The sequence below is a fragment of the Pararhodonellum marinum genome, from assembly GCF_015354735.1.
Taxonomy (GTDB): Bacteria; Bacteroidota; Bacteroidia; order Cytophagales; family Cyclobacteriaceae; genus Pararhodonellum; species Pararhodonellum marinum.
In genome coordinates this window covers 456,528-480,934 of the sequence record NZ_JACEFJ010000001.1, presented here as the reverse complement: position 1 = coordinate 480,934, position 24,407 = coordinate 456,528, and the positions used below count along the sequence as shown (strand labels likewise).

The 24,407-nt window shown below is 42.3% G+C and carries 18 protein-coding genes; 11 read left to right on the top strand and 7 right to left on the bottom strand.

Annotation, left to right across the window (positions count from 1 at the left end):
- Window positions 1-136: 136 nt before the first annotated feature.
- The 5 genes from H1A14_RS02020 (at window position 137) to H1A14_RS02000 (ending at window position 6,981) form a co-directional block, all read left to right on the top strand.
- Complete coding sequence (locus H1A14_RS02020) at window positions 137-685, top strand: hypothetical protein (protein WP_194774525.1); 549 nt, start codon at window positions 137-139, stop codon at window positions 683-685.
- A gap of 3 nt (window positions 686-688) precedes the next feature.
- Window positions 689-1,321: a hypothetical protein gene (locus H1A14_RS02015; RefSeq protein WP_194774524.1), complete on the top strand. Its 633-nt coding sequence runs from the start codon at window positions 689-691 to the stop codon at window positions 1,319-1,321.
- Between the two features lie 246 nt (window positions 1,322-1,567).
- Window positions 1,568-4,756, top strand: coding sequence for a glycoside hydrolase family 78 protein (locus tag H1A14_RS02010; RefSeq protein WP_194774523.1), 3,189 nt, complete (start codon window positions 1,568-1,570; stop codon window positions 4,754-4,756).
- Window positions 4,757-4,947: 191 nt separating this feature from the next.
- Window positions 4,948-5,325 (top strand): nuclear transport factor 2 family protein, encoded by a 378-nt coding sequence (locus H1A14_RS02005; RefSeq protein ID WP_194774522.1) that lies wholly within the window; start codon window positions 4,948-4,950, stop codon window positions 5,323-5,325.
- Between the two features lie 552 nt (window positions 5,326-5,877).
- On the top strand, window positions 5,878-6,981 hold the full coding sequence (locus H1A14_RS02000; RefSeq protein ID WP_194774521.1) for an adenylate/guanylate cyclase domain-containing protein: 1,104 nt from the start codon (window positions 5,878-5,880) through the stop codon (window positions 6,979-6,981).
- Window positions 6,982-7,160: 179 nt separating this feature from the next.
- Here H1A14_RS02000 and H1A14_RS01995 read toward each other — a convergent pair whose 3' ends face one another.
- Window positions 7,161-7,337, bottom strand: a complete 177-nt coding sequence (locus tag H1A14_RS01995; RefSeq protein WP_194774520.1) for a hypothetical protein — start codon at window positions 7,335-7,337, stop codon at window positions 7,161-7,163.
- Window positions 7,338-7,749: 412 nt separating this feature from the next.
- Here H1A14_RS01995 and H1A14_RS01990 point away from each other — a divergent pair, with 412 nt between their 5' ends.
- From H1A14_RS01990 to H1A14_RS01975, 4 genes are all read left to right on the top strand, one after another.
- Entirely contained in the window at window positions 7,750-8,193 is a 444-nt protein-coding gene (locus H1A14_RS01990) for a hypothetical protein (RefSeq protein WP_194774519.1), read from the top strand.
- A gap of 9 nt (window positions 8,194-8,202) precedes the next feature.
- Window positions 8,203-9,480: a tetratricopeptide repeat protein gene (locus tag H1A14_RS01985; RefSeq protein WP_194774518.1), complete on the top strand. Its 1,278-nt coding sequence runs from the start codon at window positions 8,203-8,205 to the stop codon at window positions 9,478-9,480.
- A gap of 90 nt (window positions 9,481-9,570) precedes the next feature.
- Window positions 9,571-9,954 (top strand): VOC family protein, encoded by a 384-nt coding sequence (locus tag H1A14_RS01980; RefSeq protein ID WP_194774517.1) that lies wholly within the window; start codon window positions 9,571-9,573, stop codon window positions 9,952-9,954.
- A gap of 143 nt (window positions 9,955-10,097) precedes the next feature.
- On the top strand, window positions 10,098-11,507 hold the full coding sequence (locus H1A14_RS01975; protein ID WP_194774516.1) for a Gfo/Idh/MocA family protein: 1,410 nt from the start codon (window positions 10,098-10,100) through the stop codon (window positions 11,505-11,507).
- A gap of 35 nt (window positions 11,508-11,542) precedes the next feature.
- On the opposite strand, the gene H1A14_RS01970 is transcribed toward H1A14_RS01975, so the two are convergent.
- The 4 genes from H1A14_RS01970 to H1A14_RS01955 all read right to left on the bottom strand — a co-directional run bounded on the left by H1A14_RS01970 (window position 11,543) and on the right by H1A14_RS01955 (window position 16,060).
- Window positions 11,543-13,837 carry a Tex family protein gene (locus H1A14_RS01970; RefSeq protein WP_194774515.1) on the bottom strand — a complete coding sequence of 765 codons (2,295 nt, stop codon included), beginning with the start codon at window positions 13,835-13,837 and terminating at the stop codon, window positions 11,543-11,545.
- Between the two features lie 203 nt (window positions 13,838-14,040).
- Window positions 14,041-14,319, bottom strand: a complete 279-nt coding sequence (locus H1A14_RS01965) for a hypothetical protein (protein ID WP_228527499.1) — start codon at window positions 14,317-14,319, stop codon at window positions 14,041-14,043.
- Window positions 14,320-14,627: 308 nt separating this feature from the next.
- Window positions 14,628-15,245, bottom strand: a complete 618-nt coding sequence (locus H1A14_RS01960) for a hypothetical protein (protein WP_194774514.1) — start codon at window positions 15,243-15,245, stop codon at window positions 14,628-14,630.
- Window positions 15,246-15,349: 104 nt separating this feature from the next.
- Entirely contained in the window at window positions 15,350-16,060 is a 711-nt protein-coding gene (locus tag H1A14_RS01955) for a DUF2490 domain-containing protein (protein WP_194774513.1), read from the bottom strand.
- Between the two features lie 337 nt (window positions 16,061-16,397).
- Here H1A14_RS01955 and H1A14_RS01950 point away from each other — a divergent pair, with 337 nt between their 5' ends.
- Window positions 16,398-16,973 carry a TlpA family protein disulfide reductase gene (locus tag H1A14_RS01950; RefSeq protein ID WP_194774512.1) on the top strand — a complete coding sequence of 192 codons (576 nt, stop codon included), beginning with the start codon at window positions 16,398-16,400 and terminating at the stop codon, window positions 16,971-16,973.
- A 160-nt stretch (window positions 16,974-17,133) separates the two neighbouring features.
- Window positions 17,134-19,476, top strand: coding sequence for a glycoside hydrolase family 95 protein (locus H1A14_RS01945; protein ID WP_194774511.1), 2,343 nt, complete (start codon window positions 17,134-17,136; stop codon window positions 19,474-19,476).
- Window positions 19,477-19,847: 371 nt separating this feature from the next.
- On the opposite strand, the gene H1A14_RS01940 is transcribed toward H1A14_RS01945, so the two are convergent.
- Together H1A14_RS01940 and H1A14_RS01935 are read right to left on the bottom strand one after the other, a co-directional pair.
- Window positions 19,848-23,255, bottom strand: a complete 3,408-nt coding sequence (locus H1A14_RS01940; protein WP_194774510.1) for an efflux RND transporter permease subunit — start codon at window positions 23,253-23,255, stop codon at window positions 19,848-19,850.
- 6 nt (window positions 23,256-23,261) lie between these two features.
- Window positions 23,262-24,389 (bottom strand): efflux RND transporter periplasmic adaptor subunit, encoded by a 1,128-nt coding sequence (locus H1A14_RS01935; RefSeq protein ID WP_194774509.1) that lies wholly within the window; start codon window positions 24,387-24,389, stop codon window positions 23,262-23,264.
- Between the last annotated feature and the right edge of the window lie 18 nt (window positions 24,390-24,407).

Genomic DNA, 24,407 nt, shown 5'->3' with positions numbered 1-24,407 from the left:
TTACATGAAATACACCGTGGGTCGCCGGAAAACCGAGGGTGTTTCCTGCTGGCCATCAGACGGGTTGGGTAAAAGCCTGACCTGGCATTCTTCACATCATCAGAAAAGTTTACCTTTTGTTTTTTTATCAAACCTTATGACAAATATTCGATTCCGTAAAGCAAATCTATCCATTAAACATATCGGACCACAAAGATTTTGGATTGGCTTAAGTTCAGGGGTTTTTTCTGCCATTTCGATTTCATTGTTTTTCAACCACTCCAGAGAAGTACTCCGCTATTTTACAAGTTTGACCGCTGACCTGTTGATTTTGACTGAAAGTGAACATCAATTCTACAATTTCTTTTTTTCTTTTCTTTCATCGGTCCTGGGCCTTTCCATTACCCTTTGGATCTGGATGAGTAATTCCAGCCACAACAGCAGAAAATATTACATCCGAAAACAGCTTTCCAAGACAAATTCGCTTTTGATTTTTTGGATCACTTTATTGGTGGTTGCGCGTTATGGTTCGGTTTTACATCTTGTCTTATACAGTTCTCCCGGTTATGACGACCATTTAAACCTTATTGAAAATTTTTGGATAATTTTCCTGCTCTTTCCCTGGATGGTATTTCTCCAAAGCTGGTCAACTGTCAGACTGGTTTACCGTTCCGGAAAATGGATGTTCTTTTCATTTCTTGTTTGACTTTTGACGACTTTTTTTCTCCAATTGAACACCACTGTAAAACAAGAAAAAATCAATGCAACTTACCAGCATAGGTTTGTAAGGGATTATGAATTTATTGATCAAGAAATCAAAAGTGCTGCTGAAGCACATGGAGTTGAATTTGACCCAAAAACCATTGGCATTTTGAAAAAGTGGCAAACAGAAAGTTCATTTGAGCAAGTAAAGCGTGTGAAGGAGGCTTTTTCAAAAAACACCCCTGTATCCATGGATACCATCATCCTTCAAAGGATAATCATTAGAAACTTTAAGCAGAGAGAAGGTTTTGGGTTAAAAAAGGATGAGATAGAAAATTGGCCTTATGCGTTGCCAATGGACATTTTAAGACAAATCTATAAGTTTGAAGTAAATGCTAAAGAAACCAAAGCACTTTTCGGGATTTTAAAAGAACAAATTGACTTGGTAAATACGCCTTATTTAGATAGGGAAGCATATGATCAGCACACAGAAACAGAAAGAAGAAGAAGTGTGGGGGCAAGATACCAGATCCCAAAACCTTTGCTTGATCAACTCAACGATGTAAAGAGAATTTTATTAGCTGAATTCCAGTATGCAGCTTATGCCAAAGACTTGCATGAAATTCGAGATAAGGATTGAAAGAAAATGGTCAGGCGCTTACAATTTACCCTATGTTTTTTTGAAATTGGAAATTGAGCCATCCTTAATTATCTTACAAAAGTTGGTTGAACCAATTAAGGCCTGTGGTGTTGAAGGTCCTTCAACAGATCCACCATTAGGCTTCTTTAAGTAAAGTATGAGGGCCTTGTGCTTGCTTTTCCAATATGTATATTGTCTTCCTATATAAGTCACTAACGGTTTTTGTAAAAAAAATTAAATACCAAAATGGCCTACACTTTCCATGTCTTATTGACCATATCACTGGCCTTGGCTTTCGATTATCCCGTTTCAAATGAATCCTTCCCTCAAGCGGTCAAACTGAAATGTGATAACCGGATTAATCCCATCAATATTGATATCGAGGCGCCCTTACTATCATGGCAGGTTGGTGATAAACGGAGAGGTGCGGCCCAAACTGCCTATCAGATTTTGGTTGCGGATGATAGCTCACTTCTTGACCGAGAGGAGGGCAATATGTGGAACAGCGGTAAGGTATCCTCCTCTCAATCCATTCACATCCCATATAAAGGAGAGCCGCTTCATTCCAATAAAAAATATTTCTGGAAAGTGAAGATCTGGGATCATTTGAGTCAGCCTGCTGAATGGAGTGAGGTACACTATTGGGAAACTTCATTGATGGATTATGGAGAATGGCAAGCAGCATGGATAGGACTTGACCTTAACCAAAATGATAAAGATCCTACCTATATTGCCAACTGGATATGGCATCCCGACGAGACGTCTGTTTGGAAAATGATGTATTTCGAAAAAGCTTTTGAAACGGAGGCCAAACAGATTTCCACTGCGTTCATAGATGTAACAGCTGACAATGCCTACGAACTTTTCCTTAACGGATCTTCACTGGGCAGCCATCGGGAATGGACGCCACTACAGGGCACCAGATTTTTCAGGTATGACCTCAAGGAGCTTGTCACAAAGGGACTTAATAAAGTCCGTATTGCCGCTGTTCGTACCAAAGAGGAAAGAAAGGCCGGAACCATGGCCCAAATTGAGATCACTTATACCGACGGCACCAAATCGATATTGTTAACCGATAATTCTTGGGATGTCTATGAGGCCAATGCATTTGGGTGGCTTCCAAATAAAGAAAGTGATAGTAAACCGGTCAAAGCTGCTGTTGTTGAAAAATATGGTGGCGAACACTGGGGTAAAACCAAAGCACCCTACAAAGGACCCCGTTCCATACTGGTCAGGAAAGAAGATGTCCTGCAAAAAACAATCAGCAAGGCAAAAGTATATGTCACAGGACTCGGTGGATTTTATTTGTATGTCAATGGCAAAAAAATTGGAAATGACGTCCTTGCTCCGGGTTGGACACATTATCGCAAAAGGGTTCAATACCAAACTTACGACGTAACAGAAGCTTTAAAATCCGGGACCAATTGTTTTGCGGCCCAATTGGGAAATCTTTGGTGGAGTGGGGATGTAGGCTATCGAGGGCTGCCGCAATTTAGCGAAGGCCCATTAAGGTTCATCATGCAATTGCATGTCACTTATGAAGACGGAACAAGCGAGATATTTAAAACAGATGAAACCTGGAAGGCACATCTTTCGCCAATCTTAGCAAATAGCATTTATGACGGTGAGACCTATGATGCCCGTTTGGAGGTGGATGGGTGGAATCTTCCGGGCCTTAACGATTCGGATTGGCTGCAGGTAGAGGAGTTGAAGGAAAGCAAAGACAAGTTACTTGCTGATCAACTCGAGCCGATTCAAATTACACGAACAATCAAACCTGTTTCTGTGAAAGAAATAGAACCCGGCAAGTATATTTTTGACATGGGACAAAATATGGCTGGCTGGGTAAAACTCAAGGTGAATGGGCCTGAAGGAACCGAAGTGACTTTGAGGTTTGCGGAAATACTTAAAGAAGACGGCAGCCTCAATACAGAACCCTTGCGAACCGCAAAAGCCACGGATCGATATATCCCTAAAGGGGAAGGACAGGAGGAATGGGAGCCTGCCTTTACCTACCATGGATTTCAATTTGTAGAGGTAACGGGATTTCCTGGAACACCTACAAGGGAAAGCATAACTGGAAAAGTTTTTCATACAAATGCACCTGTAATTGGCCAAATCGAAACATCCAATGAAATGCTCAACCAACTGGTCCAAAACATTTACTGGAGTCAAATAGGCAACATGCATAGTGTAGTGACTGATTGCCCGCAAAGAGACGAACGATTGGGATGGACCGGCGATGCACAGATTTTTGCCGCCACGGCTTTTTACAACATGGACATGTCCCTCATGTTCAGAAAGTACCTGAGGGATATCCGCGACAGCCAAATGCCTGACGGAGAGGTGACCGACTACGCACCGCATGCCTTTTCTACCTATGGAGCAGGACCTGGATGGGCAGATGCTATCGTTATAGTACCTTGGAAGACCTTCTTATTTCATGGAGACACGACCATCATCTCAGAAAACTTTGACAATATGCTTGCCTGGCACAAAACCCTGATGGCCAAGAGTGAAAAAAATTTATTGGAATTGGGGGGATTTGGAGACTGGGTGGCTGTGGAGCAGACCCCCAGTGAACCCATTGGATCCGCTTACTATTTTTACAGCACCAAACTTTTGGCCCAAATGGCCGAAGTCCTTGACAAAAAAGATGAAGCTGAAAGGTTGTATGAACTTTCCGAAAAAATAAGAATTGCATTCAATGAAAAGCACCTCAACAAAGACAAACAGTATTGGGCGGACACACAAACTGCTCATGTTTTGCCTTTGTCCTTTGGAATAGCACCTCTTGAAGATACTCCTGAAATAATCGAGAACTTGACCGACAATATTTATGCAAGAGATGTACAGGTAACCACAGGTTTTCTTGGAACCCAATACATTTTACCTGTTTTGAGCCAAAACAACCACCATGAATTGGCCTATCAGCTTGTCGACAAGAGAAGTTACCCCTCTTGGGGCTACATGATAGCGCAAGGAGCTACCACCATTTGGGAACTTTGGAACAGCGACAAGCAGGGAGCGGAAATGAATTCACGGAATCATTATGCTTATGGTACAGTTGGAGAGTGGCTTTATGCTTATTTGGGAGGCATCAGGATAAACGAAAACAGTCCGGGTTTTAAAAAATTCGACATAGCTCCCCTACCGGCTGGTGATCTGGAATGGGTTAAAACCTCCTACGATTCTCCCTATGGTAAAATTACATCCAACTGGATTAAAAAGGACAGTCAGTTTATAGTAGAGGTAACTGTTCCAGCCAATACCACAGGTACTGTGTCCATACCAACAAAAAACCTCGATGAGTTGAGAGAAGCAGGTGAACCTGTCTCTGAAAATCCGGATTTCAGCAATTTTGTTTTCAATGATGGCTTGGCTCAATTTGAGGTAAAGTCTGGATCCTATATATTTACCTCAAAATTGTACTAGAGTTAAATCGGTATATGAATCCCATCGGGAGGCAAGCTCGGGGAACTGAATTTAAGGTTGGGGGAAGTAGGGGGAGGAAAGAAAGCGTCTTCGCCACTTTCTTTCCTCCCCTACCAGATTTACCGAAAACCTGACTATGCGTGAAAAATACCGAATAGTCAGAAAATTTTATTTATCCTGAAGACCATACAATGAAAGACAGAGAAAATATTATCGAAAACTATATAGCAGGGTACAACAACTTCGACGTTTCTAAAATGGTCACTGATTTTGCCAATGATATGGTCTTTCAAAATATTCAAAGCGGAACAGTGACCATGACGATCGAGGGTATAGAAGCATTTAAAGCACAGGCAGAAACCGCAAAAGGTTTTTTTTCTGAGAGAAAGCAAACCATCAAATCTTTTCGGCATGAAGGTGAAAAGACCGAAATTGATATCGATTATTTCGGTGTTTTAGCAACAGACCTCCCCAATGGAATGAAAAAAGGCCAGGAAATAAAACTCAGTGGCAAATCAGTTTTTGAGTTTAAAGACAATAACATCTCAAAACTAACTGACATTAGTTGACCTTAAAAATGCTTGGGTAAAAGAAAATTTGTACCACCTGGTATCCCATGGATCTATTGCATTTGCTTTTCAGGCTTACCAAGAACCACTAGTTCAATCTGATGGGTTCCTTCCCAGGGCAAGGTATTGTTCCCTTTCCACAAAAATTCTCCATTCCTTCCGGTAGTATGAGGCTATCCAAAACCAGCTCTCCGTCAAATCGGAGATCCCCTACGATATTTCCCAATCGAGTCGGATACCAGGCAGCTATTGCCAAGACTTTTGGCTTCGGGAAGTCCTACATTGAAAATGAGCAACCCCTATTTAGTATAGAAACTTGATTACCAGTAGGTTAATCCTAAAACGTAATTACGGATGCTTCTTACACCACCCGTTGGAAGGCTCGGAATTTTGAACTATATTCACTAAGCAGAGACACAAATGCTTCGTAGCTTGTATTGTACCGAAAGTGGAATACTTCAAAATCACCAATTTCCGACAGCGGTAAAAAGGTTAATCAGGATAAAACCAAATCAAGATACCCTATTCATGTAACCACAAACTCATCCATGCATGTCAGAAAAGGATATAAAAAAGGACTCAAAGGTTTTTCAAACCCCTGATTTTAGCCTTTCCGAAAAACAGGAAATCGAGAGTCTTCTTCAGGAACAAAACAAAAGGTTTCAGGTAATATGCAGTTCCAAAAATGATGCAATCATTACCTCTGATGAATCCAAAAAGATACTATTTTGGAATAAAGGGGCAGAATACATGTTTGGTTATTCTTCAGATGAGGCAATTGGTCAGCCTTTGACTTTGATCATTCCGGGTCATTTACATCAACGACATGATAAAGGCATGGAAAGGATGAATCAAGGGAAGAAACCCCGTGTTCTTGGAAAAGTGCTAGAAATGAAAGCCATAAAAAAGAGTGGGGAAGAATTTCCGATTGAACTCACGCTCGGAAGCTGGGATAACAATGGCAAAAGGTACTATAGTGGCATAATCAGAGACATTACAGAAAAGAAAAAGGCAGAATTGATCATTTTGAACGAAAAGAGAAAGTCAGATGAATTATTACTGAACATTTTGCCTAAACAGATAGCTGATGAACTCAAAAGAAGGGGAAAGGCCAGGGCGAAAAGATATGATAATGTGACCATTTTGTTTACGGATTTTAAGGATTTCACATTGATGACCGCTTCCATTTCTCCAAACAAGCTTGTAAAAGAATTGAATGAGATTTTTAGTCACTTTGATGACATCATGGAGATGTTTCATCTTGAAAAGATAAAAACCATTGGCGATGCCTATTTTGCGGCCTGTGGATCACCGGTAAAAAACAAAGACCACGCCACCCAATGCATAGAAGCGGCTAAGCAAATGTTCAGGTATTTGGAAGACCGCAATAAAAAAAACCAAATCCAATGGGATATGCGGGCGGGAATTCATTCTGGTCCAGTGGTGGCGGGGATAGTAGGTAAAAAGAAATACGTCTATGATCTTTTTGGAGATACCGTTAATACCGCAAGCAGAATGGAATATTACGGAGAAGTTGGAAAAATCAATGTCTCTGAAACTACCTATGAATTGATCAAAGGAAAATACAACTGCTTACCAAGAGGTCAGATTAATGCCAAAGGAAAAGGGGATTTAACTATGTATTTTGTTGAATAGACAGCCTGCAACTGTATCCGAAACGGTAAACCAAGCACAAAAAGATGCATACCATAATTTACATTTGCGGAATTTATAACATTGCCTTTGCATTTTTCCACTTTGGATTTTGGAAAATGTTTGATTGGGACGGTGATTTGAAAAAATTGAGTTTTGCGAATAAAGGGATCATGCAAATTTTAAACATTCAAATCTGCTATTATTTCATTTTTACGGCCTTTATCTGTTTCGCTTTCCCAACAGAGCTTTTGACCACTGAATTTGGCAATTGGTTTCTTATCGGGTCTTCCATGTTTTGGCTGATCAGAACAGTCCAGCAGTTTATTTTCTTGCGCGCGAATCACATTAAAATCCACTTGCTGACCTTCATATTTTTGATTGGTACAGTTTTGTTTTTGATTCCGGTGTTGTTTTAATATAAAATAGTCATATCTATCTCATTTTCAATTTGTAATGACAAAAGTAAGCAATGCTCTTTTTGTATACCTCAATCGAATTAAAGGAAAAGAAAGCCCTTGGCAGGAAAACTGTTTCTTCTCCCATACTTTAGCAATCGGGATAAAAAAAAAATGCTTAAAATTCACTAAATTACTACGGGTAATGGCAGTTAATGCCGGACCATTCGGGCTTATTGTTCCTCCGTCGTTTAACAAGTCTACTATTCCATTTATTACTTATAAACCTGAGTAGGATACAGACCACTTTTTTTGGAATCGAGTGAGCCGTATACTTTTAATTTTGAGTGATTTCAACCAAAACCAGACCGCTATGAAACGATTTCCCATATACCTCCTTTTACTTCTCAGTTTGACACACTGTACAGACAAGAAGCCAAGTTTTGAGGCACCACTTCTCAAAAACATTGGGGACTACAGTGTTGAGGTTACCACCGACTCTGATTACGCCCAACTATTTTTTGATCAAGGGGTAATCATGGCCAATGGATTTAACCATGCCGAAGCAGAACGGTCCTTTCGAGAATCCATCCGACAGGATTCCACTTTTGCCATGGGCTATTGGGGCATTGCTTATGTGCTTGGTCCCAATTATAATTCAGGCGGAGAAAATATGGGCACCGTCGATGACATCAGAAGTGCTGTAAAAAATGCGGTAAGGTTAGGCAGCAAGGCTACACGATGGGAAATGGCTGTCATCAAAGCCATACAAATCAAATTTCCCAATGACTCTCTTACCACCGACGATGAGGGTTAGGCCATCGCTATGAAAGCCGCTTATTCCGAATTTCCAGCCGATGATTTTGTGGCCACCTTGTATGCAGAATCCATCATGAACTTACATGCATGGGATTTTTTTGAAAGAAAAGGAAAAGAACCTAGGCCATGGACCCCTGAATTGCTGGAAGTTTTGGAGAAAGCCTTTGCCATCAATCCAAAAAATCCTTTGGCCAACCACCTCTATATCCATGCCGTCGAAGCAGGTCCTGATGTTGAAAAAGCTTTGCCGAGCGCAGAAAGATTAAAGACATTAGTGCCCTCAGCAGGACATTTGGTGCATATGCCTTCGCACATTTATATCAATACCGGAGACTACCATGAGGGTTCCATAGCCAATGAACAGGCCGTAATTGCGGACAGCATCTACATCGCAGAATGCAATTCGCAGGGGGTGTATCCTCAATTGTATTACCCGCACAATTACCACTTTTTGGCCGCCACGGCAGCGTTTGAGGGGCGAGGCTCAAGGTCTATTGAAGCCGCATTTAAAACAGAAAGTATTTTGGATAAAAAGTATTTTCATGAAGACGACTTTGAAACCGTTTTGCATTACGCAACCATTCCTATGCATGTTCTTGTGAAGTTTGAGCAGTGGGAAAAAATCCTGACCAGTCCTCAACCCGATGATGACCTCCCCTATCCCAAAGCCATCTGGCACTACGCAAGAGGCATGGCTTATGCCAACTTGAACAGGTCAGAAGAAGCCAAAAAGGAATTGGACCTCTTAAACAAATTAAGCGAATCTGAAGAGGTTAAGAAAATCATCATCTGGTCAATCAATCCGGCAGCGCAGGTCTGTCAAATTGCTTCCAATGTGTTGGAAGCCGAAATACTTACAAAAAATGGCGACTACAGTTCCGCAATTCCGCTTTTGCAGAAAGCCATTGACCTTGAAGATGGCTTAAACTACAATGAACCTCCAGATTGGTTTTTTTCAGTAAGGCATCTTTTGGGTGATGTACTTTTGAATTCCAAAGACTATATTGGGGCTGAAAAGGTCTACCTCCAAGATTTAAGCCATTGGCCAAAAAATGGCTTTGCACTTAATGGGCTTTATGAAAGTCTGAAAGGCCAAAATAAATTAAATGAAGCCGAGGCCATTCAAAAGCAATTTGAGCTGGCCTGGCAACATGCCGATTCAGAATTAAAAAACTCCCGCATTGACAAGGACAAAAGAAGGGATTTGACTTTACAAATTGACCGGAATTCTCCTAATTCATTGGTTTACCTTGCAAGAGCTATTTGTTTGGAGAAAGTGAATTGAAAGACTGACCCATGGAACCAACCAACTTTAACGAATGCCCCGAGAGACCTACCACAAAACTGGTAGCCTCTTCCAAAAAAATGAAGTACAATGAAAAAGATTCAAAGGCTGATGACCAATATCTGTTCTGACAGATTAACGGAAAGTAAGAATTTCTACACCAAACTGTTTGACTTTGAGGTGAATTATGATAGCGATTGGTTTGTACACCTCATTTCAAAGGACAAACAGCTTGAATTGGGTATCATCAAAAAAAACCACGAGGTGGTTCCCAAAGGGGTTCGAAATGATCCAGCGGGTTTTTATGTCACCTTTGTAGTCGAAAATGTCGATTTGGTGTTTAAAATCGCAAAAGCAGCAGGATTTGACATTTTGGAAGAACCAACGGATACTTTTTACGGACAAAGGCGATTTTTACTCAAAGACCCCAACGGGGCAATTGTAGATGTCTCTTCGCCAATTATAGAAGGGTAAAGCGCAAAGTATTTTCGAGAATTTGAATTGATTTCAGGATCAAAAAAATTTTGGTATTACATTGAATTTTAATTCCAAAATCACCAACTTCTAGCTCATTCTTGCAGAATTGTCTTTGTTAGCCATAAACCACCCGCAACAGCATGGAAAAAAAGAGAAAAAGTTTCGATAGAAGGGATTTTGTGAAATCAGCCGTACTGAGCGGTACCGGACTGATGATCGTTCCCCGCCATGTGTTGGGTGGAAAGGGCTTTGTTGCGCCTAGTGACCGGGTCAACCTTGGATTTATAGGCGCGGGAGGAAAGGGAAAGCAGAATGTACAGGAGTTTTTGGGTATGGACGATGTCAATATTTCCGCCATCGCCGACCCTGCCTACTACTGGAATCTGGCCGAATTTTATTATCGGTCCGAAGCAGGAAGAGGGCCCACCACTTCCATGGTAATAGACCATTATGGCAAGAGAGGAGAAAATAGAAAGGTCGCCCAATATGATGATTTCAGGAAAATGATGGAACAGGCCAAAGACTTGGATGCCATTGTTTGTTCCACCCCGGACCATACCCATGCTTACCTCACCTTGATGGCCCTGAAAATGGGAAAGCATGTGTATTGTGAAAAACCGCTGACCCATAATATCTGGGAAGCAAGGGAGGTGGCCAAAGTCACCAAAGAAACCGGTCTGATCACCCAGATGGGTAATTCTGGACATGCGGCTGATGGCATTCGGGAAACGGTGGAATATTTAAGGGCAGGAGTAATCGGAGAAGTCAAAAACTTCCATGCGTGGGTACCCGCCGGCCGTTGGCTACCTGGCTTACAGGGGCTTCCTCAAGGGAAAAGTACCATGCCCGTAGGCTTTGACTGGGAGCAGTGGATCGGTCCAAGAGAGCTGGTGCCCTTCCATCAGGATTATGTTCCTGTGACCTGGCGGGATTTTTGGGATTATGGCTGTGGGGCCTTGGGGGATTTTGGATGTCATGACCTCGATGCAGTGACTTGGGCTTTTGGGCTGAAAAATCCCGACCGAGTCCAGATTTTCCCAGCCGGATACTCTGATACCAAGATAGCTCCTTATGGGGAAATCGGTTATTTCCATTTTGCCGAACAAGGTGAACAAAAAGAAATGAAAATCACCTGGTATTCCGGAGGATTGAAACCGGATCTGCATCCTGCTTTGCCCAAGGGCTTCGTCTATCCCAGCAGGGCCTCCCTTTTTGTGGGAACAAAAGGAGTGATTCTAAATGATGGAGGCAACCGAAAGCCCCAGGTCTTTCCCGAAACCCTGAGTAAAAGCATCAAGGCACCTAAACCCAGCATCCCCCGCTCCACGGGTCACTTCAGAGAGTGGATCGATGCCATCAAGGCCAACCAATCTTCCGCAGCCAATTTTGAATACGGGGCCAGGTTGACAGAAATTACCTTACTGGGTGTTCTATCGCTAAGAATGGGTGGAAAGCTGATCGAGTGGGATCCTGCAGCGATGAAAGCCAAAGGTTTGCCCGATGCTGATCCCTTCATCAAGGAACCTGTCAGAAAAGGTTGGGAAATGTAATAGGGAGTTTCAAATCATCCAATTGCAACCTTAAATCACCTGAATTTTTGTTTTAGAAGCTCCAACTTGGCCGCCAAATCATCCGCAGATTCTTTTGCCCTAGGTTTAGGCTTTGGTTTTCCTTGGTTTGAAGGCTTTGGATTTTGCCTGGCTACATGCTTTGTGGGGCTTTTTTCTTTGGATTTTTCACTAAAAGGATCAGATTTCATGCTCAGACCTATGCGTTTTCTCGCCTTATCCACCTCCATGACGGTAACAGTCACCTTTTGGCTGACTTTGACCACTTCGTTGGGATCTGACACATACCGGTCTGCCAAATGGCTCAAATGGACAAGCCCATCCTGATGCACCCCTACGTCAACAAAAGCCCCGAATTTGGTGATGTTGGTCACCACTCCGGGTAACTGCATTCCTACTTTAAGGTCACTGATTTCATGAACTCCTTCCTCAAAAGAAAAGACTTCAAATCCTTCCCTCGGATCTCTTCCCGGCTTAGCCAATTCCTCCAAGATGTCCTGTAAGGTAGGCAGTCCTACCGTCTCTGAGACGTAGTTTTTCAGGATGATTTTGGATCGCAGTTCCTCACTGTCCAACAAGTCAGACACCTTGGCCCCCAGGTCTTTGGCCATTTTCTCCACCAATCCATACCGCTCAGGATGGACTGCACTGCCGTCTAAAGGATGTTTCGCGTTTTGGATGCGGAGAAATCCAGCTGCCTGTTCAAAAGCTTTTTCTCCTAGCCGTGGGACTTTTTTGATGGCTTCCCTGTCTTTAAACGGCCCATTTTCATTTCTGAATTGCACAATATTTTGTGCCAATACAGGTCCTAATCCAGAAACATACGCCAGCAATTGCCGGGAGGCGGTATTGAGCTCCACCCCCACTCCGTTGACACAGCTCATCACCGTATCATCCAACATGTTCTTCAAGGCATTTTGATCCACATCGTGTTGGTACTGCCCTACGCCAATGGATTTGGGATCCAGCTTGACCAATTCTGCCAGCGGGTCCATCAACCTGCGGCCGATGGAAACCGCGCCCCTGACCGTAAGGTCATGGTCCGGAAATTCTTCCCGTGCTACATCGGAAGCGGAATAGATGGAAGCCCCGCTTTCATTGACCATCATGATGATGATATCTTTGGGAAGGCCCAATCCCTTAATAAACGATTCTGTCTCCCGACTTGCAGTACCATTGCCAATGGCGATGGCTTGAACTTCATGCTTTTCTATCAGGTACTTGACCAATGCACCGGATTCTACCAGCTTCTTTTGGGGTTCATTGGGGAAAATGGTGTCATAATGAAGCAGCTGCCCCTGAGGTCCCAGACAGACCAATTTGCAGCCTGTTCTGAATCCGGGGTCAATGGCCATGACCGTCTTTTCACCAAGGGCCGGTGCCAGCAAAAGTTGTCTGAGGTTTTCGGCAAAAACCTTGATGGCCTCCTCGTCCGCATTCTTTTTGGAATAAAGCCTGATTTCTGTCTCCATAGAGGGTTTCAGAAGCCTTTTATAGGCATCTCTGATGGCCTGTTTGACTTGTTCTGTGGAGGTATTGGTCCGGGGTAGTAGGATCATTTTGTCCATCAATGCTATTGCTGCGCTTTCTTCCGGACTGGTGTCCAACAATAGAAATAGCTCTTTTTCTCCCCTTCTCATGGCCAGCACACGATGGGATGGTGCCGTTTTGATGGGTTCTGACCAATCAAAATAATCTTTGTATTTGATGGCTTCCGCCTCTTTGCCAGGAATGACTTTGGAAGTGAATCGGCCTTCTTTGATGAACAAATCCCGCATCTGTTTACGGAGTTCCGGGTTTTCATTGATCCACTCGGCCATGATGTCACGGACACCCTGCAAAGCTTCTTCTATGGTGTTTACTTCTTTTTCCGGGTCCAAAAATTTCTTGGCTTCCGCTTCCAGATCGATGCTATGCTGTTCAAAAACCATGGTAGCCAAAGGCTCTAGTCCTTTTTCTTTCGCAATGGTGGCTTTGGTTCTTCTTTTAGGCTTGTAAGGAAGATAAAGGTCTTCCAAGTTGGTCATGGTTTCCGCCGCATCGATTTTCTGTTTTAGATCAGGGCTGAGTTTACCCTGCTCTTCGATGGATTTGAGGATGGCTTCCCGCCGCTTGTCCAAATCTCTCAATTGCTGAATTCGGTCCCTTATGGCAGCTACCTGTACTTCGTCCAGACTTCCGGTAACTTCTTTGCGATATCTGGAGATAAATGGAACCGTAGCTCCCTCGTCCAAAAGGGAAAGGGTATCCATGACCTGTTTGGGTCGAATATTGAGTTCTGCTGCAATTTTGGAGGAATGTTGACTAGTCATATCAGGGTTGTGTTACTCAAATGGAGCCGCAATTTATGGCTTTCATGTCGCTAAATCCAATCATCCCTGCATATAATTACTTTGAGTGGTCTTAAGCCATTGAACATCTGTATTAGAAAAATCCGTCCAAAAGGATTTTTGGCCAATAAAGTCAAAAAAAACAATCCCCAGCTAAACCATATGCCGGGAATTGTGCTAAAAACTCAATTGAAGTCAGAGAAGGAATCCATGTTGGATAAGAAAGCCGCCCCGAAAATCATAAAGACCAGCATATAAAAAGCCATCAATATCGCCAGAAGGATCAGTGCCCCTTTGGCCCAATTGCTTTTGTTGATATTTACATTTCCTCCGAATCCCCAAACAAACAACATAATAAAACCTACAACAGGTATTGCGGCAATAAGCAAAGTAATGGCCCAATCCTTTACTGACATGACTTGCGTATGGGTGTTTTCCATGGTTTGTTTTTTTTTATTGAACATGAATTAAATTTAAATAATACAATTTTCTAAAACAAACACAAATTATCGAAATACATCGTTTCCAGAAAAAATACTAGTATAATAATTCAGTTTTTTCTGAATTTTTAGGTAAAAATTGGGATATACTTTAAAGAGGAGAAACTTTTGATCAATTTAAAATTATACTTATCCAATGATGCATTACGGTTTACATTTGGAAATCTGAGCATGAATACCAAAAAAAAAAGGCCCAAGAAAAGGACCGAAGTACCTATTTCTTAGGCTTAATAAATACAGTTGCGGAACAATTAATGTTGTCTCTACTCAGCTTATTTGCTTACCCTGATGATGGCTGCCCCTGTAAAGCCGAAAATTGCAAGCGGGGACCATCCACTCATACCCACCTGTGTTCCTCCTCCCGGACTCCACCATAGGTTGGCACCCACGTTGGTGATGGGTATCATCAGATTGGCTTGTAACCTCAACCCAAAACTGTCTGAAACAAAATATTTCACCCCCCCGTGGAATCCAACTGTAAACCGAGTGATGTTTGTGAAATTATTGAAAGGAGAGGCCAAGGTACCGGTACCTAATTTAATTCCACTGAACAACACCGTTTCTTCTGAAACCGGGAAAAGCCTGTTGACACCGATCAATGCCAAATGAACTTGAGTAGGTTCACTGATATTTTCATTCAATAAAGTGGAATTTGCGGTAGCAGTGGACCTTTGAAAACTATACATCAATTCCACCTCCATATATTCGGAAGCAACAAATGCCAACATCCCACCAAAGGTTTGACCATCCCCGAGACGAGCCCTTCCTCCGGAAATGTTAAATCCACTGGCGAAATTATACCCCGTAAACGGAGTGATTTCAATGTTTTGGGCATTTAGGTCAAAAATAAAGACCATCAAGAGCAACGGGAATGCCAGTAATTTTTTCATAAATTATGTGTTTGAGTTGAAAAGAATAAAGTTTCGAAATTTAGTCAATTTTGAAAAATATTACATATAACAAATGAAATAATACAAATAAAAATTATATTTTTTTAATCTTTTCCATTGCCGAGAAAAGGAATACTATTAAATATTACAATCTGAAACTGTGGTCTGTCATAGGTTGCAAATTCCTGAGCATCTTCAAAGCTTTGGATCATGTAGCCCAACTCCACCCTGAGATCTTTTTTCAATACATATCCCAAGGCCATGTAAAACCGGTTCCTATCAAAAAAATTCGGAGTGGTATTGATAAAGATTTCATTGTAAATAGAGAGATAATAGGCTTGTTTTTCCATTTCCTGCTTGTTCAGGGGGATGTTTAACGCCAAAAAATACCTCAACCTCAAGCGGAAATCATCGTTGAGAAATCGCTCCTCCACCCTGTACCTATGTTGAAAGAAAAACCTCCCTACCCTATCCCGCATGATAAACTGCTGATAGATCCTGTGTTCATTGAAAAGGGTTTTTTCGTCAGTCCCTTCAATGTAGGGATTGTTACGGATAAAGGCATATCCCAGATGGATATTGTGGTTGTTTTCAGAAAGATTGTAGCCAACTCCAGTCCTCAGCAAGAGTTGCTGAAGATCCCCAACAAAATTGTAATTGCGGTATTGAACTTCATTGTGCCAATTGAATTTTCCGGAGAAAGGCTGATTGCCAAAATAGATAAACCAATTGCCAACCGCATTATTTTGGGCAAATGAAGCATGTACTAGCCCTCCTGTTAATGTAAAAAAAAGGAATATGAGTTTGAATTTCATTGAATCAAATGGGTTGGCAAAATGAGAAAGTCAATTGAGAGAAATTTCCTTTAGTCAAAGGCATTTGCAACGATTTTGAATGGAGAGAAAGCCTTTTTCGCACTAAAATTAACTGCATTTGGGTCTAACCAACAGGAATGAAATTTATAAGCCGGTCATAATGTATTGATAAGTGTTTCGGATTTGATCCACATTTTTCAAAAACCTCAACAAGTTAAAAGAAAATCGCCATTGTTTAATCATTGTAAAAAAGATGTTGTGGAGAACTTTTCATATTGGGGGCTTTTAAAAGGAACTTGACACTAAAATATTGGGTTACTTCTTGAAATCGTACCTATTGAACTGGAAAAAAGAAATAAAAAGTTGGGGAATATGGCTTGCCGCTCTTGCCCTCCTCTATTTTACAGGCTGGATGACCCCTATCATGGGAGGCCTGCAAAATCTGGTTTTATCTACAGGACTTATCAAGCCCAATCTCACCCTAGTGGACAAATCCCAATTGGATTTTGATTATACGGGACAGTTTCTTACAATAAATGATCAAACCCTAAACCTGGAACAATACAGAGGAAAAACTGTATTTATCAACCTATGGGCCACCTGGTGCCCACCATGTCTGGCCGAAATGCCCCACATATCGGAGCTGTATAAAAAAGTAAAGGACCAGAAAGACCTCGAATTTTTAATGATTGCCCTGGACAAGGACTTTGAAAAGAGCAAATCTTACATCGAGAAAAAAGGATTTACCTTCCCCGTGGTTCATGCTGCTTATGGATTAAACGCATCCCTTCAAAGTGAATCCATTCCCACCACCTTGGTGGTAAGCCCCTCAGGAAAAATCATTTTTTATCAGGAAGGAATGAGTAACTTCAATACCGAAGCCTTTATTGAATTTCTTAAAGAAACAAATTAAATAATTGATTATCAATAAGATAATTAAATCAAAATTTTTATCTAAGAAATCGAACAGCCTAGTTATCAATATTGGATTCCGAAGTTAGCCTATTCAGGGAAATTACCCATTTGCAGAATTGGGAATAAATGAGGATTTTGTTGGGCAAAACCCATTAACCATGAAATCTTACTTTCACTTAGTGCTTTTTTTGGTCTCTTCCTTCTTTCTTTTTCAATCGACCCATGCCCAAAAAACACTCTGGTACGAACAGCCTGCAGTGAAGTGGGAAGAAGCATTGCCTTTGGGAAATGGTAGGCTGGGAGCCATGGTATTCGGCCAGCCGGATATGGAAAGAATACAGCTCAATGAGGATTCTCTCTGGCCGGGCAATTATGCGGACTGGGGACATGCCATAGGTGGTCCCGAAGACATTCAGGCCATCAGAGCGCTTTTGATCGCCGGGGAAAACAAGTTGGCTGATGACCTATTGGTGGAGAAATTTTCAAGGAAGGGCATCACCCGTTCCCATCAGACCTTAGGCGATCTTTGGTTGGATCTGGGTCACCAAGAAATCAACCAATACCGGCGGGAACTGGATCTGGAACAAGCGCTAGTAAAGGTCACTTACCTTGTCGAAGGACATAAATTCACCCAACAGGTGTTTGCTTCTGCTGCGGATGATGTGCTTGTCATCAAAATCACGTCAGCACATCCCAAAGGAATCAATGGTAAAATCAGTTTAAGCAGGCCTGAAGATGCAGAAGAGCCCACGGTTAAAGTTTTTACAGACCACAATCAACTGGTTATGGAGGGAGAAGTCACCCAAAGAAAAGGGATGATTGACTCCAAACCTACCCCTATCCTGCATGGGGTAAAATTTGAAACCCGATTGGAAATTCTCCAGGCAGATGGTGACCTCCTCGTCAGAGAGGATCATTTGATGTTTGAAGGGGTGAAATCAGCCACATTGGTTTTGGTTGCCAATACGGATTTTTATGAGCCAAATTTTGTAGGTAAAAACCTGGTAGAATTGCAGCGGATCAAAAAAATGGATTTCAACAGGCTTTTGGAAAGGCATGTGTGGGATTACCAAGACTTATTCAATCGGGTGCATCTTGACCTTGGAGGTGCAACAATGGAGCAGTATCCCACAGACCAGAGGATTCAAAGGGTAAAAGAAGGTGAGGTAGATACTGGTTTAGAAAGTCTGTTGTTTGATTATGGCCGATACCTTTTGATCAGCTGCTCCCGTCCAGGCACCAACCCTGCCAATCTTCAAGGATTGTGGAATCAGCATATTGCAGCACCCTGGAACGCAGATTACCACCTCAATATCAACTATCAGATGAATTATTGGCCAGCTGAGGTAACAAATCTGTCCGAGTTGCATGAGCCATTTTTTGATTTTACGGATGGATTGATCAGCAGTGGAAAAGAAACCGCAAGAGAAACTTTTGGGATCCGTGGTTCGGGAATGGGCCACACCACTGATCTCTGGCAGACCACTTACCTACAGGCTCAGACGGCCTACTGGGGGGGATGGATCGGTGCAGGGGGTTGGCTGATGCAACACTATTGGGAAAGGTACCTGTTCACCATGGATACTTCCTTTTTAAGAAAAAGGACATTGCCAGTTTTGACTGAGGTAGCCCGGTTTTATGCCGATTGGCTAATTCCTCATCCGATTGATAGCTTGTTGGTTTCAGCTCCCTCCACTTCGCCGGAAAACAGCTTTATCAATCTCAAAGGAGACAGTGTGGCCAGTACCATGGGGGCTGCCATGGATCAGCAAATTATTCAGGAGGTATTTGAGAATTACATTAAAACCTGTGAAACCCTTGAATTGGAAACAGAACTTCTGACTGAAGTTCGCGAAAAGCTGGCTAAGCTGAGACCAGGCATGGTCATCGGGGATGATGGCCGCATATTGGAATGGGATCGAGCCTATGAGGAACCTGAAAAGGGCCACCGCCACATGTCCCATCTCTATGCCTTTCATCCTGGCAACAAAGTAAGCGCCACTTCCTCTCCTGAATTGTTTGCTGCGGTTAGAAAGAGTTTGGATTACCGCTTGCAACATGGAGGTGCGGGAACAGGATGGAGCAGAGCCTGGCTGATCAATTTCTCTGCCCGATTGCTGGATGGAGAAATGGCCCACCAACATGTCCTTCGTTTGATCAAAGATTCCTTGTATCCCAATCTTTTCGATGCCCACCCTCCCTTTCAGATTGACGGGAATTTTGGGTATACTGCCGGAGTGGCGGAAATGCTGCTCCAATCCCATGAACCGAATACCATTCGGTTGTTGCCTGCTCTTCCGAAAGCCTGGTCAAGTGGGAAGGTCAGCGGATTGAAGGCAAGGGGAAATTACACTTTGGATATGGCATGGGAAAAGGGTCAGTTGACCAAACTTAAAATCACTGCCCAAAAAGGAGGAAACACCACCTTGCTATATGGCGCCTCAGAGATTGAAATCGAGTTGGGCAGGGGAGAAAGTTTTGTCATGGACATGACGGAGTAAGAAAGTCAATTGACAAGCGTTCTGGATTTTTAATTGGCTATAGACCTGTTTTTTTTGGAAAGGCAATGAGCTCAAAGCTCAAGGCTGAAAGCTTCGTAAATCGTAACTCGAAATTCGACATTCGACGTTCATCATTCAAAATTCTTAATTTTTTAACTTGATGAAAGTCTCAGATAGCAAATTTTAAGGAAAATCCGAAATCCGGTCTGAAGGACTTGTAGACTGCGAAATCAATATGCCCAAAGCCGAAAACTTCGTAAATCGAAATTCTCCATTTCTTAATGGTGAATTTTAACAAAAAAAAACCTCCGGAGCAAGACTCCGGAGGTTTGAACACTTAAAAAACCACCAACCTTTAATTAAAATCTATATCAGCTGATTCTTCGAACAGCCATATTGACTTTGTCTGCCAATAAATACATGACAGGTACAATTACTAACGTCAAAAAGGTAGCAAAGGTTAACCCAAATATTACAGTCCAAGCCATTGGACCCCAGAAATCTGCATTGTCCCCTCCAACAAAAAACTGCGGGTCAAAAGAGGAAAGCAAAGTTCCAAAATTGATGTTCATCCCTATGGCCAAAGGAATCAATCCAAGTACGGTAGTAATGGCCGTAAGCAACACCGGACGTAACCTGACCTTGCCCCCTTGGATGATGCTGTTCAAAAGATCATCATAGGACAGAAATTCATCTTCACCGATCCCCAGCTCTTTTCGTTTTCTTTCCCTTACTAAATTCGTATAATCAATCAATACAATGGCGTTGTTCACCACTACCCCAGCTAAAGAAATGATACCAATACCGGTCATGATGATCACAAATTCCATGTTGAAGATGGTCAAACCAAGAAACACACCTATCGTACTCAAGACCACGGAAGCCATGATGATAAAAGGCGTAGTGACTGAATTGAACTGCGCCACAATCACCAGAAAGATTACTGAAATGGCAATCATCAAAGCCTGCATCAGAAAAGCTGCTGATTTTTCCTGCTCTTCCTGTTCCCCGGTAAACTTAACAGAAATGCCTTCAGGCAATTCATAATTATTAAGCAAATCCTTGATTTGATCATTGATGGCAGTTGCATTGAAGCCATCGTTGACATTGGAAGAAATGGTGATGACCCTTTCCATGTCTTTTCGCTTTACCGACCCGTAGGTAGAACCATATTGCAGATCAGCGACAGCTGAAATTGGGACTTCCTTTTTATTTCCCAGTTTATCTCTGAAACTGATTTTTTTATTGATCAAAGATCCTACATCATAGCGATATTCATCCGCTAATCTAAGCTGAATGGGATAGTCATCCTCTCCTTCCTTGAATTTTGACACTTCAAGACCAAAGAGTGCGGTCCTCAATTCATTGGCAATGGTAGAAGTGGATAAACCGAACCTTCTGGCACTTTCACGGTCGATATTGACCATCAACTCAGGATTACCCAATACAAGGTCTGTCTTCAGTTCTTCAATGCCTTCGATATTGGACTCAGCAATAAATTCACGGATCCTGTTGACTTCTGTAATAAGATCTTCGAACACTTCCCCGGCTACCTCTATATTGATCGGCTTTCCAACCGGAGGCCCATTGGTTTGTTTATCCACTGTGATAACCACCCCAGGATATTGTTCAGCCATTTGGCGGATTTCCTCCATGATTTCATTGGTATTGATTCCCTGTCTGTATTGATATTCTACAAACCCAATCGTAACCTTGGCCTTATGGGGTGTACTTTCCTGAGAAGGTCCTTCCATAGGGTCTCCTGTGCCTTCACCTATCTGAGTGATGACAGATTCTATAATATCAGAATAAGGATCCAAAACAGCACTGATATCATCTTCCATTCTACTCAAGAAAGTATTGGACGCTTCAATGTCTGTACCTATGGGATTTTCCACAAAGATATTGACCAAACTAGGTTGGTTATCCGGAAAGAACACAATTTGAGGGGAACGAACAAAAAGAAGTGAAATTGAAAGAATCAATAGCAAAACAGTCCCAAAGAAAAAGAAATAGGGATTTTTCCCTTTCAGGGCAAAGCCCAATGTCCCTTCGTAGAGATTTTCAAGTTTGACCAAAAAAACATTTTGGAACCACCTGATTGCCCTTCTTATGAAGAACACATTGATCAAAGTAAAGATGGCGGCTATCATAAGGATGTTGCCAAAGGCAATCCATCCAACCAGATAAGATATAATGGCCATGGAAGAAAACACCAAAGCTACCATAAGAGGTTTTCTTTTTGGTTTATTTGGATTGACTTCTTGTACTTTCATAAACATGGCTGTGAGTACCGGATTGACCACAAGGGCTACAAATAGGGATGAGGACAGCACAATGATCAAAGTGATGGGTAGGTATTTCATGAACTCCCCAATGATACCATCCCAAAAGGCAAGGGGAAGAAACGCCGCTAAGGTAGTGGCCGTGGAGGTGATGATAGGCCAAGCTACCTCTCCCACCCCTTCTTTGGCTGCTCTGACAGAGCTTTTTCCTTCCTGCATCAATCGGTAGATGTTTTCTACCACCACAATCCCGTTGTCCACCAACATCCCCAAAGCCAAGATCAGGGAAAACAAAACCATCAGATTGAGCGTCACCCCAAAGGCATTGAGAATCAAAAAGGAGATGAACATGGAAAGCGGTATAGCAATCCCCACAAACAATGCATTTCTAAAGCCCAGGAAAAACATCAAAACCAAAATCACCAAAATCACACCTGAAATAATGGAATTTTCAAGGTCATTGACCTGAGTCCGGGTTTCTTTGGATTGGTCATTGGTGATGCTGATTTCCAGATCTTGGGGAAAACGGTTGGCTTTGGCATCATCAATCAATGCTTTGATTTTATCAGAGGCGTCAAGCAGGTTTTCCCCACTTCTTTTGACCACATTAATTGTGACTACAGGTAACTTATTGCTTCTGGCATAACTTTCCCGCTCCTTGTAGGTATCATTGACACTGGCCACATCCCTAAGATAAACGATCTTGTTTTCTTCAGTATTGACGATGATGTCTTCCAATTCTCTGGGATCCTTGAATTCTCCTGAGATCCGTAGCGTCCTCCTAAAATCCCCGCTGAGCAGGTTCCCTCCTGAAATGGCCACGTTTTCAGATTGGACAGCTTCGGAAATATCCGAAAAACTTACACCCAAGGCTTCCATTTTATAGATATCCGCATCGATCCGAATTTCTCTCTCCAGGATTCCTCTGAGTTCTGCTTTGGAAATTTCAGGCAATTTTTCAATCTCGTCTTCCAGATATTCTCCAAATTTTTTCAGCTCTTCAGGGGTATAATTGCCCGAAATGTTGACGTTCATGATCGGAATATCGGAGGTGTTGATCTCAAGGACGTCAGGATCTCTGTCCAAGTCAGAAGGCAATTCGCTTTTCGACTTGTCCACAGCATCCTTTACTTCCTGTACCGCCTTTGAAATCTCTACATTGGGGTTGAACTCAATCACAATGGATGAAAAATCCTGTATGGAGGTAGACTTGATGTTTTTGACGTTGTTTAGGGATTTCAGTTCTTTTTCTATGGGCCTGGTAATCAGGTTTTCCATATCAAGCGGTGAATTCCCCGGGTAAGTGGTACCGACATAAACGGTAGGAATGACGATCTCAGGAAAACTTTCTTTGGGCATCGTGCGGTAAGCAAAAATTCCCAAAAAAGTGATGATGAGTGACAAAATGACTACAGAAGTTCTATTGTCCACGGACAAAGAGGACAAACCAAACTCCCTAATGACTTCCTTATTGGATTCTTTTATCTGTGACATATCAAATTATCCAGCAATGTTGACTTTAAAGTTTTCTCCAACTTCTCTGAAACCTTTGTCAACCAAGGTTTCATTTCCTTCTAAGCCTTCCAGTACTTCTGTATTTTCCTGGTAGGTTTTGCCTCTTTTGATGTATTTTCTTTTGGCGACATTGTCCTCTACTACATATAGGTAATCCCCCTTATTGTCTTGAAGGATCAGGTAGTTGGGAACAATGACCGATTTTTCCCGCTCATAATCCTTGATCCGCATCACAGCGATCATATTGGGTTTGACATCAGCCATAGCAGGTAATGCCACTTCAGCTTTAAATGTTCTGTTATTGGGATTGATCACAGCACCTATTGCCGTTACCTTGGTTGTAATGCGCTTATCAAGAGAAGGGAAGTACACTTCCACGGAATCCCCCTTTTTTAAAATCCCAACATATCGTTCGGATACATCACCTTCGATAAAGAGGTCTCTTTCGCCTATAAATTGAAACATGGGTAAACCTGGCTGCACCAGTTCGCCCAATCGAACCATGACTTGTTCTACCGTTCCATCGAAAGGTGCCCTTATCGTGGTTCTATCCGATTGCGTTTTCAAAGAGGCCAGATTTTTTTCCAAAATTTCCTTTCGGTTTTTGGCTTCCAGGAATTGGATCTCTGTACCGATTTGTTGGTCCCAGAGGCGTTCTTGCTTTTCAAAGACAATGGTCGCGAGTTCAAGCTGTTTTTCCAGTTCTTCTCTGTTCCTGTCAAGGGTTTCTGCATCTACACGAGCCAGAATTTCCCCTTTTCTTACCCTCATTCCTTCGATTGCAGCTACCTGCTGTACCCTGCCGGATACCTCTGCACTGATGTTGACATTCTTTTTGGACACCACGGAACCGGTGACCTCTACGAAATGTCTGAAATCATCCACCTTGGAATCTACAGTTGTGATAAGAATCGACTTTCTCTGTTCCTGTCCAAATTGGGGATCGAGGGCAGTGATTTCCTTTTCCAAAGCATCAATTTCTGATTTCAGTTGGGAATACTCCTTTTTCTTGGATTCCAGTTCTGCTTTTTTGATATCCACCTCCTCTTTCTTGGCGCAGGATGCAGCTAGGAGGATCATGATCAGGGCTAAAAATCGGCTGTATGTTTTCATATTGTTTTTTGTAGGATC

What these genes read in the sequence shown, in the direction of transcription:
- H1A14_RS01945 (WP_194774511.1), top strand. Translation starts at nt 17,134, where the DNA reads ATGAAATCTTACTTTCACTTAGTGCTTTTTTTGGTCTCTTCCTTCTTT.
- H1A14_RS01970 (WP_194774515.1), bottom strand. Translation starts at nt 13,837, where the DNA reads ATGACTAGTCAACATTCCTCCAAAATTGCAGCAGAACTCAATATTCGA.
- H1A14_RS01985 (WP_194774518.1), top strand. Translation starts at nt 8,203, where the DNA reads ATGAAAGCCGCTTATTCCGAATTTCCAGCCGATGATTTTGTGGCCACC.
- H1A14_RS01960 (WP_194774514.1), bottom strand. Translation starts at nt 15,245, where the DNA reads ATGAAAAAATTACTGGCATTCCCGTTGCTCTTGATGGTCTTTATTTTT.
- H1A14_RS01935 (WP_194774509.1), bottom strand. Translation starts at nt 24,389, where the DNA reads ATGAAAACATACAGCCGATTTTTAGCCCTGATCATGATCCTCCTAGCT.
- H1A14_RS01955 (WP_194774513.1), bottom strand. Translation starts at nt 16,060, where the DNA reads ATGAAATTCAAACTCATATTCCTTTTTTTTACATTAACAGGAGGGCTA.
- H1A14_RS02000 (WP_194774521.1), top strand. Translation starts at nt 5,878, where the DNA reads ATGTCAGAAAAGGATATAAAAAAGGACTCAAAGGTTTTTCAAACCCCT.
- H1A14_RS01965 (WP_228527499.1), bottom strand. Translation starts at nt 14,319, where the DNA reads ATGTTCAATAAAAAAAAACAAACCATGGAAAACACCCATACGCAAGTC.
- H1A14_RS02020 (WP_194774525.1), top strand. Translation starts at nt 137, where the DNA reads ATGACAAATATTCGATTCCGTAAAGCAAATCTATCCATTAAACATATC.
- H1A14_RS01940 (WP_194774510.1), bottom strand. Translation starts at nt 23,255, where the DNA reads ATGTCACAGATAAAAGAATCCAATAAGGAAGTCATTAGGGAGTTTGGT.
- H1A14_RS02010 (WP_194774523.1), top strand. Translation starts at nt 1,568, where the DNA reads ATGGCCTACACTTTCCATGTCTTATTGACCATATCACTGGCCTTGGCT.
- H1A14_RS02005 (WP_194774522.1), top strand. Translation starts at nt 4,948, where the DNA reads ATGAAAGACAGAGAAAATATTATCGAAAACTATATAGCAGGGTACAAC.
- H1A14_RS01990 (WP_194774519.1), top strand. Translation starts at nt 7,750, where the DNA reads ATGAAACGATTTCCCATATACCTCCTTTTACTTCTCAGTTTGACACAC.
- H1A14_RS01975 (WP_194774516.1), top strand. Translation starts at nt 10,098, where the DNA reads ATGGAAAAAAAGAGAAAAAGTTTCGATAGAAGGGATTTTGTGAAATCA.
- H1A14_RS01980 (WP_194774517.1), top strand. Translation starts at nt 9,571, where the DNA reads ATGAAAAAGATTCAAAGGCTGATGACCAATATCTGTTCTGACAGATTA.